Source organism: Bradyrhizobium embrapense (assembly GCF_001189235.2).
Classification (GTDB): Bacteria; Pseudomonadota; Alphaproteobacteria; order Rhizobiales; family Xanthobacteraceae; genus Bradyrhizobium; species Bradyrhizobium embrapense.
The window spans coordinates 905064-922077 of sequence record NZ_LFIP02000003.1 but is presented as its reverse complement, the minus strand read 5'-3'; the positions used below and the strand labels follow the sequence as shown (position 1 = coordinate 922077).

At 66.4% G+C, this 17014-nt stretch carries 10 protein-coding genes; 4 read left to right on the top strand and 6 right to left on the bottom strand.

Annotation, left to right across the window (positions count from 1 at the left end):
* Positions 1 to 55: 55 nt before the first annotated feature.
* Entirely contained in the window at positions 56 to 2062 is a 2007-nt protein-coding gene (locus tag AKN83_RS18290) for a S9 family peptidase (protein ID WP_083992115.1), read from the bottom strand.
* Between the two features lie 78 nt (positions 2063 to 2140).
* Positions 2141 to 3529 carry an MFS transporter gene (locus AKN83_RS18285; RefSeq protein ID WP_244522024.1) on the bottom strand — a complete coding sequence of 463 codons (1389 nt, stop codon included), beginning with the start codon at positions 3527 to 3529 and terminating at the stop codon, positions 2141 to 2143.
* A 648-nt stretch (positions 3530 to 4177) separates the two neighbouring features.
* Here AKN83_RS18285 and AKN83_RS18280 point away from each other — a divergent pair.
* Together AKN83_RS18280 and AKN83_RS18275 are read left to right on the top strand one after the other, a co-directional pair.
* Complete coding sequence (locus AKN83_RS18280) at positions 4178 to 5254, top strand: lysylphosphatidylglycerol synthase transmembrane domain-containing protein (protein WP_050403527.1); 1077 nt, start codon at positions 4178 to 4180, stop codon at positions 5252 to 5254.
* Between the two features lie 162 nt (positions 5255 to 5416).
* Positions 5417 to 7324, top strand: a complete 1908-nt coding sequence (locus AKN83_RS18275; RefSeq protein ID WP_172803573.1) for an SGNH/GDSL hydrolase family protein — start codon at positions 5417 to 5419, stop codon at positions 7322 to 7324.
* An 80-nt stretch (positions 7325 to 7404) separates the two neighbouring features.
* On the opposite strand, the gene AKN83_RS18270 is transcribed toward AKN83_RS18275, so the two are convergent.
* Together AKN83_RS18270 and AKN83_RS18265 are read right to left on the bottom strand one after the other, a co-directional pair.
* Complete coding sequence (locus tag AKN83_RS18270) at positions 7405 to 7977, bottom strand: DUF2147 domain-containing protein (protein ID WP_050403660.1); 573 nt, start codon at positions 7975 to 7977, stop codon at positions 7405 to 7407.
* Positions 7978 to 8104: 127 nt separating this feature from the next.
* Positions 8105 to 9133 (bottom strand): NAD(P)/FAD-dependent oxidoreductase, encoded by a 1029-nt coding sequence (locus AKN83_RS18265; protein WP_050403661.1) that lies wholly within the window; start codon positions 9131 to 9133, stop codon positions 8105 to 8107.
* A 164-nt stretch (positions 9134 to 9297) separates the two neighbouring features.
* Between AKN83_RS18265 and AKN83_RS18260 the strand changes: the two genes are divergently transcribed.
* On the top strand, positions 9298 to 9759 hold the full coding sequence (locus tag AKN83_RS18260; protein WP_050403529.1) for an acyl-CoA thioesterase: 462 nt from the start codon (positions 9298 to 9300) through the stop codon (positions 9757 to 9759).
* Positions 9760 to 9765: 6 nt separating this feature from the next.
* Here the strand turns inward: AKN83_RS18260 and AKN83_RS18255 are convergent, their stop codons facing one another.
* Both AKN83_RS18255 and AKN83_RS18250 read right to left on the bottom strand, forming a co-directional pair.
* Complete coding sequence (locus AKN83_RS18255; protein WP_029085343.1) at positions 9766 to 10086, bottom strand: 2Fe-2S iron-sulfur cluster-binding protein; 321 nt, start codon at positions 10084 to 10086, stop codon at positions 9766 to 9768.
* A gap of 160 nt (positions 10087 to 10246) precedes the next feature.
* Entirely contained in the window at positions 10247 to 10624 is a 378-nt protein-coding gene (locus tag AKN83_RS18250; protein ID WP_050403530.1) for an Hpt domain-containing protein, read from the bottom strand.
* 381 nt (positions 10625 to 11005) lie between these two features.
* Between AKN83_RS18250 and AKN83_RS18245 the strand changes: the two genes are divergently transcribed.
* Complete coding sequence (locus tag AKN83_RS18245; protein ID WP_063695397.1) at positions 11006 to 16939, top strand: apolipoprotein A-IV repeat region-like domain-containing protein; 5934 nt, start codon at positions 11006 to 11008, stop codon at positions 16937 to 16939.
* Positions 16940 to 17014: the final 75 nt, after the last annotated feature.

The window sequence follows — 17014 nt, the reverse complement described above, 5'->3', positions numbered from 1 at the left end:
CTTGAACGCACGCGAGACAATCAGGAACAACGGCAATCCACCGGTGCAGTTCGTCTCAGCCGCGTAACCCGGGCACCAGCTCGGCCCCGGTCTCGACCTTGAGCGAGGAGCCGGAGAAATCGTTTCCGATCGGCTGGCAACCGCCGCCGAGATGTTTGGCGAGGAATGCTTCGGTGACGCCGTAGAAGGCGAGCCGATTTTCCGGCCGCACAAAACCGTGCCCCTCGTCAGCGAATGTGATGTACGTCACGGGCACGCCACGCTGCTTGAGCGCGTTGACCATCTGCTCGGACTCGGCCGCCACAACCCTGACGTCACGCATACCCTGCGCGATCAAGATCGGTTTCACCGCACGCTCGATATGGGTCAGCGGCGAACGTTCGACCAGGAACGCGCGCCCGGCCTCGGTGCCGGGATCGCCGAGCCTGTTTTTCCAGACGCTGATCCACGGACCCCAATAGGGCGGGATCGTCGCCATGAAGGTGACGAGATTGGAGATGCCGAACAGATCGACGATGCAGGCGAAGACATCGGGCGTCCTGGTCGCGGCGACCAGCGCCGAATAGCCGCCATAGCTGCCGCCGAAGAAGCCGACGCGCTTCGGATCGGCGATGCCTTGCGCGATCGCCCAATCGACCGCATCGATCAGGTCGTCGTGCATCTTGCCGCCCCATTCGTGGTCGGCAGCCGTGACGAAGGCTTTGCCGAAACCGGTCGAACCCCGGTAGTTGACGGCAAGCACCGCATAGCCGCGGTTGGCGAGCCATTGATGGACCGGGCTGAACCCCCAGGTGTCGCGGTAATACGGCCCGCCATGGATCACCAGCACCAGCGGCACCACCCCGGACGCGGCTTCGACCGGCCGGGTCAAATAGCCGTTGAGGCGCAGGCCATCGCGCGCGGGGATCACGACCGGCTCGAGCTTGCGCAACGCGAGACCATCGAGCGCACGGCGCTGGGTGAACAGCTTGCGCACCTCGCGCGTCTTGCGGTCGAGCAGCGCGAATTCACCGCTCTCGGTGTCGCGCTCGAAATGGACCGTGCCGAGCCGAAGATCGTCGCTGTTGCTGACGAAACTGATGTCGCCGGCGCCGTAGCGGCCGAGATCGGCGAGGTCGTTGGCGACGCTTTGATCGACGGCGTGCCAGCGCATCCGGTCCGAGATCGCCAGCGCCGCCAACGGCCGGCGATGCTCGTCGAAGATCGCCCGCACGATGTCGGCATCGTCATCGGCAGCAAGCAGCGTGGTCTGGCGCGTCGCCATGTCGAGGGCGAACAACGCCGCCTTGTCGCGGCCGCGCGAGTCGATCAGGTACAGCGTCTTGCCGTCCTCGCTGAAATCCAGCAGCTGGGTCGTATCGGTCTCGGCGATCGGCACCGTCATGAACGGCACCCAGTTGCCGTCCGGATGGCGCTCGAACACCTCGGCGGAGCCGTCGGCGATCAGGCGCGACGCCAGCCGCAGCTGGAATGTGCTGTCGGTGATCAGCGCGACATAATCGTGGTTCTCGTAGGCGAGTTCGCTGGCGCCGGTCACGACGTTGACGCGGAACATGTCGAAATAGCGCTTGTCGCGCTGGTTATGCCGCAGCAGCATCTCCTCGGGAAACTTGCGATCGGCCTCCTGCAGGAACGCTCGGACGCCGGTCTCCGGCGTCAACGGCACGATCTTCCCGTCGGTGATGTCGACGCTGGCGGCACGCCAGTTCTCGTCGCCGTCGCGCTCGCGGAAGAACACCATATGGCGGTTGGTATGCGCCCAGCGATATTCGGCCGAGATGTTGCGATCGGTGACGCGGGTCACCGCCCGCGCCGCCTTGAGATCGGACAGCGGGGCGACCCAGAGATTGTTCACGCCGTCGAGCGGCGCGACCCAGGACAGCTGCGTCCCGTCCGGGCTGAGGCGGATATTGATGTAATCGGGATTGTCGAAGAACACCCGGCGCGCGATCAGGGCGGGCGCCGCTCCGCGGGCCGGACCGATCAGGTTGGCAAATGGCAGCGAGGCCCCGAGCATGGCGACGCGGCGCAGCAACAGACGACGGTCGATTGGCGCAGGCATCCGATCAGCCCCCTCGGCGACAGTCCCCTACGGCGCAAGCCTAGTTGCCGCGCCGCGACCGCGCAACGACCGCCTCGCTCATTGCCGCGCTTGTGATGATGCGCCGATCCAGATCAGCACGGCAGCGGCAAGCAATACGCCGGCGGAGATCACGAGCGCCGCATGCAGGCCGGCGATGAAGGCCGCGGAGCGGCCGACCATCGAGCCGAACAGCGCGACACCAAGCACGCTGCCGGTCTGCCGCGTCGCATTCAGCACCCCGGCCGCGATCCCGGCATGCTGCGGCTCGGCGCTGCCGAGCAGCGTCGATGTCAGCGGCGGCACCAGCAGGCCGAGGCCGCCGCTGATCGCGAGCAGTTGCAGGCAGATCGCGAGATAGCTGGTGGCGGGACCGATGAACAGCATCGCCACGCATCCGGCGCCCGAGATCGCGGCGCCGAGCGCGATCGTCCGCGGCGCGCCGATGCGCTCGGCGACAAGCGGCGCGATCAAATTGGCGGGCAGCACGGCGCCGAGCATCGGCACGAAAGCGAGGCCGGTGGCGAATGCCGACAGCCCGTTGACCTGCTGGAAGTAGAGGCTGAGCACGAAGATCAACCCGTAGAACGCAACGTTCACCAGCAGGCCGACCAGCGCGGTCAGGGCAAACATCCTGTGGCTGAACAGCGAGAGCGGCAGCATCGGCTGCGCGGCGCACGCCTCACGCCAGACGAACAGCACGGAGAAGGCGGCCGCCAGGCCGAAGCCTGCGACCACCAACGGGCTGCTCCAGCCGAGCGCGCCGCCCTCGATGAGCGCGCCGGCCAGCGTGCCGAGTGCGGCGATCGCCGCAATCTGTCCCGGCAGATCGAGCCGATGCTGCTGATGGCGCGTGGTTTCGCCGGCAAAGCGCCAGGCGAGCCAGAGGCCGGCGAGGCCGATCGGCAGATTGACCAGGAAGATCGCGCGCCAGCCGACCAGCGTGATCAGTCCGCCGCCGACGAACGGGCCGGCGGTCAGCGCAAGGCTCGCGCCTGCGGCCCAGATGCCGACCGCACGTCCCCGCGCCTTCTCGTCCGCATAGGCGTGGCGCAGCAGCGCGAGCGAGTTCGGCACCAGGATGGCCGCGGCCAGCCCCTGCACGCAGCGCGCGGCGATCAGCGTCACGGCATCAGGCGCGATCGCGCACGCAACCGACGCCGCGGTGAAGATGGCAAAGCCGGCCATGAAAACGCGCTTGGCGCCGATCCGGTCGCCGAGCGCGCCCGCGGTCAGGATGAAGGCGGCAAAGGCGATGGTGTAGGCGCTCACCACCCATTGCAGCTCGGCGACGCCGCCGCCGAGCGAGCCGCCGATGGCGTTGAGCGCGGTGTTGACGATGGTGACGTCGAGTTGCACGACGCCGTAACCGAGACTCATCGCGGCGAGCGTCAACGTCGCCGCGAGCCCGGTCGACGACTGATGCGACCTCGCACGCGGGTCCGGCATGCGCCGGAGGTTCAGGGATGTCTGTTGCATGGTCGTGACCTCGCTTCTCGGCAACCAATCCGAGAGATAGGCCTTCGTTGCTCAAGGATATTTCGTCATCGGTCGAAGTGTGGTATCCTCGTGGCGCCCGGACCGCGCGGCCGCAGCGATGTTGCGCGGCGTTTTGCCTCAATAGACCTACGGACCGCCCTCCGGGTGCCTCATTCCGGCCCGAACAGCGGTCCACAGCCCGATCACGCAGATGCGCACATCGACTTCACGCCTTGGTAAACGCCGCAGCCGGCCCGGACCTCCCCCACGCTGATGCATAGCGTCTATTCGCTCCGCTCCGACGGCCCCGCAGTGGCGCTGCGACGGCGGCAAAATCGGCAAAAAAAGCCTACGAAATCGTCAGGAACGACTGAAAGGCGGCGGAACATGCAGTGCTGCCGTCGCGGCCGACGACATGGCTGCGACTCACATTCCGAAGAACGAGAACATATGTAGCCAGTATGACAACAACGCTGGACGGGGGCCGAAGGTTGGCTTGTCAAGGGCTGCACAACGCATCGGTTTTGCCTTATGGGTCATCGCGTACGGTGCGTTTGCCCGTCACCCGTCGCCGTCCGTGACCGGGTCCCACTGAAATTGTCCCTGCCGGGAGGATGAATGCTTCGGCTGCTGACCACGCTTGGGCGTGGCTTCAAGGAAAAGATCGGCTGGAAACGGCTCGGGATCGCTGCGAGCGTGCTCATCATCGTGTTCGCGCTCACGACGCTGGTCCACACCCTGAAGGGCGTCGACACCGGTATCATCCTCACCGCGCTGACCGACATCGCGCCGCACCGGATCGCGCTGGCGGCGCTCTGCGTGGTCGGAGCATTCTGCACGCTGACCTTCTATGACTTCTTCGCGCTACGCACGATCGGCAAGACCCACGTCCCCTACCGCATCGCAGCGCTGTCGAGCTTCACCAGCTACACGATCGGCCACAATATCGGCGCCACCGTTTTTACCGGCGGTGCGATCCGCTTCCGGATCTATTCCGACTACGGGCTTTCGGCGATCGACGTCGCCAAGATCTGCTTCCTCTCGGGCCTGACCTTCTGGCTCGGCAATCTGTTCGTGCTCGGCTTCGGCATGGCCTGGCACCCCGCGGCGGCATCGGCGATGGACCTGCTGCCGCCGGCGATGAACCGGCTGATCGCGCTCGGCTGCCTTGCCGGCATCGGCACCTATTTCGTCTGGCTCCTGACCGGCGAGAAGCGCCGCGAGCTCGGCCAGAACGGCTGGAAGGTGGTGCTGCCCTCGGCCAAGCTGACGCTGCTGCAGATCATCATCGGCGTGGTCGATCTCGGCTTCTGCGCGCTCGCGATGTATCTCTTGATGCCGACCGAGCCGCATATCGACTTCGTCTCGCTGGCGGTGGTGTTCATCCTGGCGACGCTGCTCGGCTTTGCGAGCCACGCCCCCGGCTCGATCGGCGTGTTCGACGCTGCGATGCTGGTGGCGCTGCCGGAGTTCAGCAAGGAGCAATTGCTGGCGACGCTGGTCGTGTTCCGTATCCTCTATTTCCTGATCCCGTTCGGGATCTCGATCTCGATCATGGGCATGCGCGAGCTGTGGCTCAACGTGGTGCGGCCCTGGCAGGAAAGAAAGCGATTGAGCCAAGCCTGCACGGCTTCGGCGACCGTGCGGCAACCGATCGAAAGCCGGCAGCAGCAGATCAGGCGGCTGAGACGGTAACAGCGACGTTATCGGCCCCAAGGTCCCCGCCTCGAGTCGCGGTTTCGATCCCGGATTTGGGTCTCTGCGGCCGCTTCTCTTATTTTCGCCGTACCACTCGCGTCAAACCGCGCCATGATTGGCTTTTTGGTTCGATTTTCATTTCGTGTCACGGTTTGCAGCATGCTGCTCGGCAGCGCGCTCGCGGCGGTATTGGCTTCAGCCGCGGACGCGCAGGATGACCAGCTCTCGATCTCCTGGGAGGTCCGCAACCGCTTCCGGTTGTTCCGTGAGGAACGCGACTTCCGCCTGCACGTCGAAAGCGGGCTCGGCCGCAGCGTGTTGGCCTCGGAACAGGCGCTGGAACTGCAAAGCGACGGCCGCGGCTGGGCGCGCAACACGGTCAACCGGCTCTGCATCGACCTGCAGGGCCGCGTCAACGAGCCCTGCACGCGCGACAACGTCAAGGAAAGCTATCTGACGCCGATCGATCACCCGATCGTCGTGCGGCTGACCGGTCCGGTTCCGGTCGGCGCGACCTGCGCCTGGTCGTTCGACGATGGCGACGGGCCGCAATCCTCGACATTCGATTGCGCCGAGCCGGTCAATCTGCGCGTCCGCTACGGCCGCACCACGGTCGCGACCGTCGACATCGCCAGCGGCGCGGATGCCAACCAGCGCGTGACCACCCAGATCGCGGTGCGCGACTTGCTGATCGCCGGCCTCGGCGACAGCATCGCATCCGGCGAAGGCAATCCCGATCGCGCGATCGCGCTCTCCGACGAAGGGTTCTGCTTCCGCTCCTATCTCGGCGGAGCGCAATATTATCGGCCGAGCCGTGCCGGCTTCAAAGGCGGCCGTGCCTGCGAAGCGCCCGACACCCTGACCAACTGGCAGCGCCAGAGCGCGCTGTGGCTCAACTCGGCCTGTCATCGTTCGCTGTACAGCTACCAGACCCGCACCGCGCTTGCGCTCGCCGTGCAATATCCGCACATCGCGGTGACCTATCTGCCGCTGGCCTGCACCGGCGCCACCATCGCCGACGGCCTGCTCGGCTCGCAGCAGGCGCGGGAATGCCTGCCGACGAAGACCGCCAGCACCTGCTCGGGCACCGTCAACGGCCAGATCGCGGAGCTGCGTACGGCAATGGCAGCCGCCAAGCGCCGCCAGCCGGACCGCACGCTCGACCTCGTGCTGCTGTCGATCGGCGCCAACGACATCTATTTCTCCGGCCTCGTCGCCAACGTGATCGTCGACACGCCGACGGAACGTACGCTGTTCAAGGGCGGCTCGATGGCCAGCGTCGACGATGCCCGCTCGGCTTTGGCGCGCGACCTGCCGGCCGATTTCGCCAAGCTGCGCGATGCGCTGAAGCCGTTGGTCGGTGGCGACCTCTCGCACGTGATCTACACGGCCTACGCCAATCCGGCGCTGGCCAATGGCGGCGCGCCCTGCCCCGGCGGCCGCGCCGGCTTCGAGATCCATCCCTCGTTCAACGCCGATCCGAAGCGGCTCGCGGCGGTCTCGGGCTTCGTGCAGAACGAGTTCCTGCCGCAGCTCAAGGCGATCGCGCAGTGCCAGTCCGGCATCATCTGCCGCAATCCGCAGGCCGACCGCATGACATTCGTCGATGCGCACCAGGATGCGTTTGCAAGCCACGGCTTCTGCGCGCGCGCCTCGACCGATCCGGAGTTCGACCGCGACTGCTTCGCCGCCAACGGCGACAGCTTCGTCTCGGACATCGTCGCCGCGGCAAGCCAGCCGCTCAAATGCGGCCGCAGCGCCGGCGAGTACCGCGCCTACCTGCCGCGCGCACGCTGGATCCGCGACGCCAATGACAGCTATTTCGCGGCGATGACCTACCCGCAGGGCCTGCCGTCCTCGATGCAGCCGACCGACATCCACGACGCGACATGGGGCATCCTGTCGGCGGTGTATGGCGGCGCGGTGCATCCGAGCGCGGAAGGTCATGCGGCGATGGCCGACGCCGCGGTGCCCGCAGCCGCTACCGTGCTGCGATTGAACACCACCGTGCCCGAGGTGATCTCCGAGCCGGTCGCGCCATTGCCGACCGCACCGGAGCGACGCTGAATGCTGCACGCGCAACCGCACGCTTGCGGCCGCGAGCGAACGTGATCCCAATCGGAGCGTGAGAGCTTTTTGGTGCCGCTTCAGTGCCGCTTCGTCGCCGGCAAGGGCGCCGGAGGCGGCGGCTTCATCGCGGCGGCTTGCGATGGCAGATATTTGGCGACGATTGCGGGATCGAGCTGCGCCAGCGCCGTGTCCGGCAGCCGGGTCCAGACCTCGTCCTTGCCGAACAGCGAGATGCCGAGATAGCCGCGCATGGTGAGCGTCTGTCCATCGGCGCTCAGCGTCATCTTGGCCTTGTAGACCTTGCCGTTGCGCGGATCGAGCACGTTGCCGCCTTCATAGGCCAGCCCATTGCGCTTCATGTCGCGGATCAGGGGAATGCCAAGCCATGGCATGTCCTTGCGATCGTCGGTGCATTTCGAGCAGACCGGATTGGGCGGATCGCCGGGCGCTGAGAACATCTTTGCAATCATGCCTTCGAACAGGCCGTTGCGCTCGATCACCAGGAACCAGCCTTCCGGCTTGCCGTCCTCGACCTTCTGCCAGAGGCCGGCCGCCGATAGCTCGGCCGCCGAAGCTGCAAGCGGAGCAGCTAGCGCAAAGGCCGTGGCGACCGCCAAGATCAGCCGAAGTCTGGATAGCGTGTTCCGCATCATCATCACCTGATCAATCGACAAACTCGATTACGAGCAGACTACGGCCATTTCGCGGAGTGTTCCAGTACCCGCGCCGGACGGGCAATGGCCCATGCCCCTGGCATTGGTCGCTGTTGGAGTGGAATCAGTTCACTCCAAGCTTCTTCTGCAAACTGGATGACGAGGTTGTGTACTGGAACACCAGCCGCTTGTCGGGATACACGTAGCGGTGCGCCTTCTGCGCCATCAGCGCGCCCTCGTGGAAGCCGGAGAGAATGAGCTTCAGCTTGCCCGGATAGGTGTTGATGTCGCCGATCGCGAAGATGCCCGAAATGTTGGTCTCGAATGCTGCGGTGTCGACCGGCACCAGATTGTTCTCCAGCGCGACGCCCCAGTTCGCCACCGGACCGAGCTTCATGGTGAGCCCGAAGAACGGCAGGATCGTATCGCAGTCGACCTTGCTCATCGCATTGTCGTTGCCTTTGACGTGAGCGCCGGAAACCTGGCCGCCCGCACCTTCCAGCTCGGTGACCTGGCCGATCTTGAGATCCATCTTGCCGCCCGAAACCAGCGCGCGCATCTGCTCGACGCTGTGCGGCGCCGCGCGGAAATCGTCGCGTCGATGCAGCAGCGTGATGCGCTTGGCGATCGGATGCAGATTGAGCGTCCAGTCGAGCGCGGAGTCGCCGCCGCCGACGATCAGGATGTTCTTGTCGCGGAACTGCTCCATCTTGCGCACCGCATAGAACACCGACGTGCCTTCATAGGCCTCGATGCCCGGCACCGGTGGACGCTTCGGCTGGAACGAGCCGCCGCCCGCGGAGATCACCACGACCTTGCACTCGAACTCCTTGCCGGCATCGGTCTTCACGCGGAACAAGGGATCGCCGATCTTCTCGATGCTCTCCACCATCTCGTTGAGATGGAAGGTCGGATTGAACGGCTTGATCTGCTCCATCAGCTGGTCGGTGAGGCCCTGGCCGGTGACGAAGGGAATGCCGGGAATGTCGTAGATCGGCTTCTCGGGATAGAGCTCGGCGCACTGCCCGCCGATCTTGTCGAGGATGTCGACCAGATGCACCTTCATGTCGAGCAGGCCCAGTTCGAACACGGCGAACAGTCCGCAGGGGCCCGCGCCAATAATCAGCACATCGGTCTTGATCGCTTCGCTCATGTCCGCTTCTTTTCCATTGAAATCGACCGGGGCGGCCGTTGCCTGTCCAGCCAGGAGGTATCGGATCGGGACATGCATAATAGGGGTAGACGCTGGCGCGGCAACCCCTTGCCGAGCCTTCATAACTCGGCTGTATGGACGGAAACTGACGGAGATCAAATCTCGTGAACGCCCCTATCCGCGCGGATGACGCGCCGCGCCTGGAAGATTTCCCTTATCGCCTGTCCGACAATGTGCGCTTTGCCGATCTCGACCCGAACGGGCACGTCAACAACGCGGTGTATGCAACATATTTCGAGACCGGCCGCGTCACGCTGGTGAAAGACCGCAGCATGGGGCTGATGCCGGCTGGGCTCGGCTGGATCATGGTGCGGCTCGACATCCATTTCCGCGCCGAGTTGCACTGGCCGGGCCAGATCGAGCTCGGGCTCGGTCTGGTCAAGTTCGGACGGACGTCGGCCACGTTCGATCAGGTGGTATTTTCGGAAGGGAGATGCGTGGCATCGGCGAAAGCGATCACCGTGATGATCGATGAGGCCACGCGCCGACCGACGCCATTGCCGGCGGAGGTCAAGCAGAACTTCCGCCGCTGGGTCCGTCGCGGTGTGAACCCGGACGGCGAATAAGCGATCTTAAGCTTGCCGCTCCGGCGTCGACACGACCAGCCCGTCGAGATCGTCGGTCACCTTGATCTGGCAGGACAGCCGCGAGTTCGGACGCACGTCGAAGCCGAAATCCAGCATATCCTCTTCCATCGGCGACGGTGCGCCGACCTTCTCGCGCCACGCTTCATCGACATAGACATGGCAGGTCGCACAGGCGCAGGCGCCACCGCATTCGGCTTCAATGCCGGGAATGGCGTTGCGGATCGCGCCTTCCATCACCGTCGCGCCGTTCTCGATATCAATGGAGCGTTTCTCTCCGGAATGGTCGATAAAGTGGATTTTGGCCATGATTGCTCGTGCTGCCGGAATGCGCCGGACGATGGTTGGAAAGGTCCCGGGCAGTCGTATAACGGGTCGATCTGCACAGCGCTAGCGCGGAGACCGAAAACCTGCCAGCCGGCCGGGACGGCGCCCGCCGTTGGCGCAAGCCGTTGCGATGCGGGAAAGCCTAGGAGCGACCCAGAATCAGCTCGATCGCCGTGCGCGCCTCGGCAATCGCGGCCCCCAGCGCGGCGAGCGGCTGGGCCGGGTCGGAACCGGCGGTCAGCGCGGTTTCCAGGTTGGCGGCCGCCTCGGCGACGCCGAAGGCGCCAATCGCCCGCGCCGAGCCTTTCAGGGTGTGGGCATGGGTCGTGGCCTCGGGCGGCAAGGCAGCCAGCTCGCCAAGGATCCGGGCCGACTGGCTCCAGAACATCGCCAGCACTTCGCGCTCCAGCCCCGGATCGCCCAGCGTCATCCGCCTGAGGTGCTCGACGTCGATCGGACCGGCGCCCGGCGCGAGCGGCGGCGATTGGGTCCATTCAACCCGTTCGAGATGAAGCGGCATGGCCTGTCCCTGTCGTCTCTGCCGGGCCTTCACCGGCGGACCGTTGGCCAGCCAATCACGAAACTGGTTAACGAATTGTTGTCGGGATGATCGGCAAAACCGCCCGATTCTGGACAATTTCCGGACACAATCGGCCCTCTGCGGCGGGAATTTCGAGTACCGATAAGGCCTTATGGCGCAAAGCTGTTAACGATGATTAAGAAAGTATTAATCGCAAGCATTTCATTCGCATCGCTCTCCCAATAGGATGTTTGCGGATGTAGCGGACAAGCCGCCGGAGGGGGCCGCTTGTGCTCCGCTTGTGGGCACCGGCTTCGAGCTTGCGCGGGGACAATCGCAAGCTCGCCGACGCGTAAATTAGTGAGAGGGCTCAGACTGAACATGGCGAACACTCCCAAGAAGGTCAAAGATCCCACAGAAGTCGCGCTTTCTGCCATCCAGGAAGCCCTCAACATCAGCGAACAAGGCGCCGAGAACCGCAGCCCCCTCAACGACGGCGCCGCGCCGCCGAACCTGCCGCCACAAGCTCCGGATTTTTCCGCCGCATCGTTCGAACCCCGTCCGAACAGCGATCGTTCGGTGTTCGAGCCGATCGAGGAGCCGCGTGCGCCGCGCCGCGCCGCCAATGACGATCGCGAGACCATCGGCCAGATGCTGCAGACGCTGCAGGGAGGCCGCGCCCGCAACGCTTTCACGCTGTTCTTCGTCTGCTCCGGCGCCTGGCTGCTCGGCGGCGTCATTCTCACCATCGCGTTCTGGCCGGCGCTGCAGGCTTCGATGGCCCAGGGCACCGGCGTCCTGGTGCTCGCCGGCCTCGCCGCGCTGTTCGCCGTTCCGGTGCTGCTGTTCTATTATCTCGCCAGCCTCGCCTCGCACGGCCAGCGCATGCAGATGATCGCGCAATCGATGGCGCAGGTCGCGATGCGATTCTCCGAGCCGGAAAACGCCGCCGCCGATTCCATGGTGACGGTCGGCCAGGCGATCCGCCGCGAGGTCGCGGCGATGGGCGACGGCGTCGAACGCGCGATCGCGCGCGCCGGCGAACTCGAGACCCTGGTTGCCAACGAGGTGGCGGCGCTGGAGCGCGCCTATTCCGACAATGAAGTGCGCATCCGCGCACTGCTGCAGGACATCGCCCACCAGCGCGACAACCTGGTCGGCCAGGCCGAGCAGGTGCGCAGCGCGATCTCCGGCGTGCAGATCGACCTGCGCCACGACATCGCGCTGATCTCGGACGCGATCGCCTCGCGCGTCGACGAGGTCGCCAAGAGCATCACCGGCGCGCTGGAAGAGCGCGGCCAGCACATCACGACCGCGCTGAGCCATGCCGGCGACAACATGATCCTCGCGCTCGGCGAGCGCGGCGGCGACCTGCTCGACCGCCTCGAGGAAGCCAGCGCCGAGACCACGCGCGCGGTGATGGACGCCTCCGAGCGGCTCACCACCAGCCTCAACTTCAAGACCGGCCACGTCCATGACGAGTTCGTCGATCTGGCCGATCGCGTCCACGAGATGCTGAACGAGCGCATCGACCGCATCACCGGCGAGTTCGAGCAGCGTTCGTCCGCGATCGTCGACGGCATCTCCGACCGCACCGAGGAAGTCCACGACTCCCTGAAGAACTCCGCGGACTCGCTGCTGCTCGAGCTCGAGCTGCGCAGCAACGACCTCGTCAGCAAGATCGACGACGCCGGCAACCGCCTCGCCGGCCAGATCATGACCTCCGGCGACCGGGCGAGCGAGGCGCTCGACGTCACCGTCAATTCGCTGGTCGCCAAGGTGGTGGGCCAGACCGAGACCGCGCACGATTCGCTATCGTTGCAGATGAGCGCGTTCGACGACCTGGTGAAGAACCACGGCAGCGAGCTCGCCGAGAAATTCGCCCGCGACTCCGGCACGCTCGGCGCGCTGATCACCCGCCACATCTCGGAATTCGACCGCACCGTGAAGACCTTCGGCGGCGACATCGTCGAGCGCATGGGCCAGCGGACCCAGGACATCGCCGACAGCCTGAAGACCTATGTCGACACCTTCGACAATCGCGTCACCGCCAATAGCGGCGAGATCACCGCTTCGCTCGACCAGCGCCTGCTGCAGTTCGAGACCACGCTCGGCAGCCGCGTCACCAGTCTCGACGCCTCGCTGACCGACAAGCTGTCTTCGTTCGACTCATCGCTCGCCAGCAAGATCGGCTCGTTCGACGGCCGCCTGCAGTCGCTGGACGACGCGATCGACGGCCGCATGCGGACGCTCGAAGTCACCTTCGAGAGCCGCGCCAAGTCGGTCACCGATACCATCGATGGCCATCTCGGCACGCTAGCGACCCAGCTGACCGAAGGCGCCACCCAGGCGATCCACTCGATCGACTCGCGCCTCGGCCTGCTCACCACTACCCTGACCGAGGGCACCGTGCAGGCGATCGCCGCGATCGACCATCGCATCAACGGCGTCACCGAGACGATCGACGGCCACAGCGTCCGCCTGGTCGACACCATCAACGGCCACAGCACCCGCCTCGCCGACACCATCAACGCTCACAACAGCCGCCTCGTCGAGACCATCAGCGGCCACAGCTCGAATCTCACCGACACCATCTCGGCGCGCTTCGCCGACATCCAGCAGGGCATCGAGAGCCGCGTCGGCGTCATCGCCGGTGACATCGACACCCGCGTCGCGCAGTTCGAGGACCTGCTCGGCTCGCGCGTCGAGGCCGTTGCCGGCCGCATCGAGAGCAGCGGCCGCCAGGCGAGCGAGGACCTGATGTCCCGCGCCGAGCTGCTGTCGTCGAGCATCAAGTCCCATGTCGAGGACGCCGAGCGTTCGCTGACCAATCTCGTGGTCAACACCAGCGAAACCATCCAGACCGGCGCGCGCACCGCGCAGCAGGCGCTGCTCAGCGTGTCCGCGGATGTCGGCAACCAGCTCAAGCTGAGCTCGGCCGAGGTCGAGGGCGTGCTGACCGCCGTCGGCACCAGCGCCGCCAACTCGATCCTCACCAGTGCCCGCGACGCCCAGGTCTCGCTGGTCTCCGCATCCGGCGACGTCGCCTCGCAGATCAAGGCGCTGTCGGAGGACGTCGAGCGCACCCTGCAGGCCGCCGGCAGCGCCACCGCAGCCTCGGTGCTGTCGGGCGCGCGCGACGCCCAGACCACGCTGGTCTCGGCCTCGGCCGAAGCCGCCAGCCAGGTCAAGGCGCTGGCCGCCGACGTCGAGCAATCGCTGTCGATGTCCGGCTCTGCCGCCGCCGAAGCGATCATGACTGGCGCCCGCGAGGCCCAGACCACCCTGATCGCGACGTCGGCCGACGTCACCGGCCAGGTCAAGTCGCTCGCCAGCGACGTCGAGCGCTCGCTGTCGATGGCCGGTTCCGCGACCGCGGAAGCCGTGGTCGCCTCCGCCCGCGAAGCCCAGAGCACGCTGGCCGGCGCGTCGACCGAGGCCGCCAACCTCGTCCGCACGCTCGCGGCCGACATCCAGCACTCGCTCTCGACTGCCGGCACCGCGACCGCGGAGGCCGTCGTCGCTTCCGCCCGCGAGGCCCAGAGCACGCTGGCCGGCGCGTCGACCGACGCCACCAACCTGGTCCGCACCCTGTCGGCCGACATCGAGCGCTCGCTGTCGATGGCCGGCTCCGCCACCGCGGAAGCCATCGTCGCCTCCGCCCGCGAGGCCCAGAGCACGCTGGCCGGTGCCTCCACCGAGGCCGCCGATCTGGTCCGCACCCTTGCGGCCGACATGGAGCGCTCGCTGTCGATGGCCGGCTCCGCCACTGCGGAATCGATCACGTCGGGCGCGCGCGAAGCCCAGAGCATGCTGGTCAACGCCTCGACCGAGTCTGCGACCAAGGTGACGGCGCTTGCCGCCGATATCCAGCGCGCGCTGTCGATGGCCGGTTCCGGCACCATCGAGGTGCTGACGGCCGGCGCTCGCGAGGCGCAGAACACCCTCGTCACGGCGTCGACGGAAGCAGCCAACCACGTCAAGTCACTGGCAGCCGATGTCGAGCGCACCCTGACGTCGGTCGGCACCAACACCGCGCAGTCGATCCTCGGCAGTGCCCGCGATGCCCAGAACTCGTTCGTGGCGACCTCCAACGAGGCCGCAACCCAGATCCGCGCGATCTCCGTCGAGATCGAGCGCTCGCTGACCACCGCCAGCGCGGAGACCGCACAGACCATCCTGAGCAGCGCCCGCGAGGCCCAGAGCTCGTTTGCGGCGACCTCCGCCGATGCCGCCGCCCAGATCCGCACGCTCTCGACCGACATCGAGCGCGCGCTGGGCTCGGTCACGGCCAAGACCACCGACAACATCCAGACCTCTGCGCAGAACGCCCAGGCCGCACTTGTCAACATGTCCAACGAGGTCTCGACCAAGGTCAAGACGACCTCCGCCGACATCGAGCGCTCGGTGCTGTCCGCGTCCAGCGCATTCGGCTCGGCGATGACCAGCAAGACCGACGAGATCGTCACCTATGTGCAGCAGCAGACCGAGCGGCTGTCGCAGATAGTCGACGGCCGCCGCGGCTCGCTGGTCGAGGCATTGACCGCCAAGACCACGCAGCTGTCGAACGACATGGATCGCGCCACCGCGGATGCGCTGAAGGCGATCGAAACCCGTGGCCTCGCCTTCTCGCAGTCGATGGCGGCGCACGGCAGCGATGTCGCACGCAACATCACCTCGGCCGGCGACCAGGCGACCGGCGCGGTAGCGAAGTCGCTCAAGGAGCTCGAGCAGGCCTCGCGCGCGGCGATCGACCAGTCGCGCCAGGTCTCGATCTCGGCCGTCACGGAGATGCAGGAGACCAGCAAGATCCTGCGCACCGATACGGTCGCGCTGTTCGAGCGGCTGCGCGAGGGCAACATCCTGCTGCAGGAAGTGCTGACCGGCGCCCACGACAACCTCAACTCGCTGGAGCGCGCGCTGGTGACCCGCGTCGCCGACTTCGTGTCCGCCATGAACGACGTCACCTCGCGCAACGGCGTGGCGACCCAGACGCTGGAAGACCAGCTCTCGGTGTTCAACAGCAAGACCGGCAAGGCGCTGGAAGATCTCAGCGCGCTGTCGAGCCAGTTCGAGACCCATGGCAAGGCGCTGATCGAGGCGGCTGCCGTGGTCGAACAGGCCAACCGTTCGACCACGACCTCCGTCAGCGAACGCAAGTCGGAGCTGGAATCGCTGGTCACCACCATCGACCTGCGCACCACCGATCTCGACCAGCGGCTGTCGCGCTTCACCGGGCTGCTCGATGAATCGCTCAGCGCGGCCGAAGAACGCGCCCGCGACATCGCGCGCGTGGTGGCGGAGACCGCGGGTGCCGGTTCGGCTGCGATCAGCAAGCAGTTCGAGGCGGTGCGCCTGGCCGCCGAGAACGAGCGTCAGCAGACCGTCGACGCCATGAACGACCTCTACCAGCAGAGCAACGCCGAGACGGATGCGATGTTCAGGGAATCGACGGAGAAGTTCTCCGCGATGGTCGCGGCGATGAAGCAGATGGCGAGCGAGATGCACAGCGAGCTCGAGGCCACCCGCAACGAGCTGCGCCGCGGCGTGCTGGAAATGCCGCAGGAGGCCGCAGAGAACACCGCGCAGATGCGCAAGGTGATCGTCGACCAGATCGAGGCGCTCGCCGAGCTGAACCGCATCGTCGCCCATCACGGCCGCGGGCTCGACGTGGTTTCGACCAGCCGCGCCAGCGTCCGCCACGAGGAGCCGATCATGGCTGCCGCCGGCGGCCGCGGCGACGTGCGCATGCGCGACAGCGTGCGGGACAACGGCAACAGCGCCTCGACCCTGCCGCCGCCTGATCTCGGCATGGCGACCTCGCGCCGCACCGAGGCTCCGTCGGTCAGCCCGGCCAGCCCCAACAACGGCGATGGCTGGCTGTCCGACCTGCTCAACCGCAGCGACGCTCCGCCGCCTGCCCCGCAGGGCCGCGATGCCCAACAGCGCCCGCGTCCGCAGCAACCGCAGCCGGCCGCCAATCCGCTGGAATCGCTCTCGCTCGACATCGGCCGGCTGATGGACCGCACCCTCGCGGCCGAGATGTGGGATCGCTACCAGCGCGGCGAGAACAAGGCGTTCTCCAAGCGCCTCTACACGCCGGCCGGCCAGAAGGCCTTCGATGAAGTGGCCCGCAAGTACCGCGCCGACCGCGGCTTCAAGCAGACGGTCGACCGCTACATCGCGGAGTTCGAGCGCCTGCTCGACGAAGTCGCCCGCGAAGGCCGCGGCCAGCAGGAGCTGGCCGGCCACCTGACCTCGGAGACCGGGCTGGTCTACACCCTGCTCGCCCACGCGGCGGGACGGCTGGGGTAAAGCTGGCGAATGGCTGATAGCGAATAGTGAGTGGAAACGGAGGCCCAACGGCCTCCGTTTTTGCTTGGGTTCGCG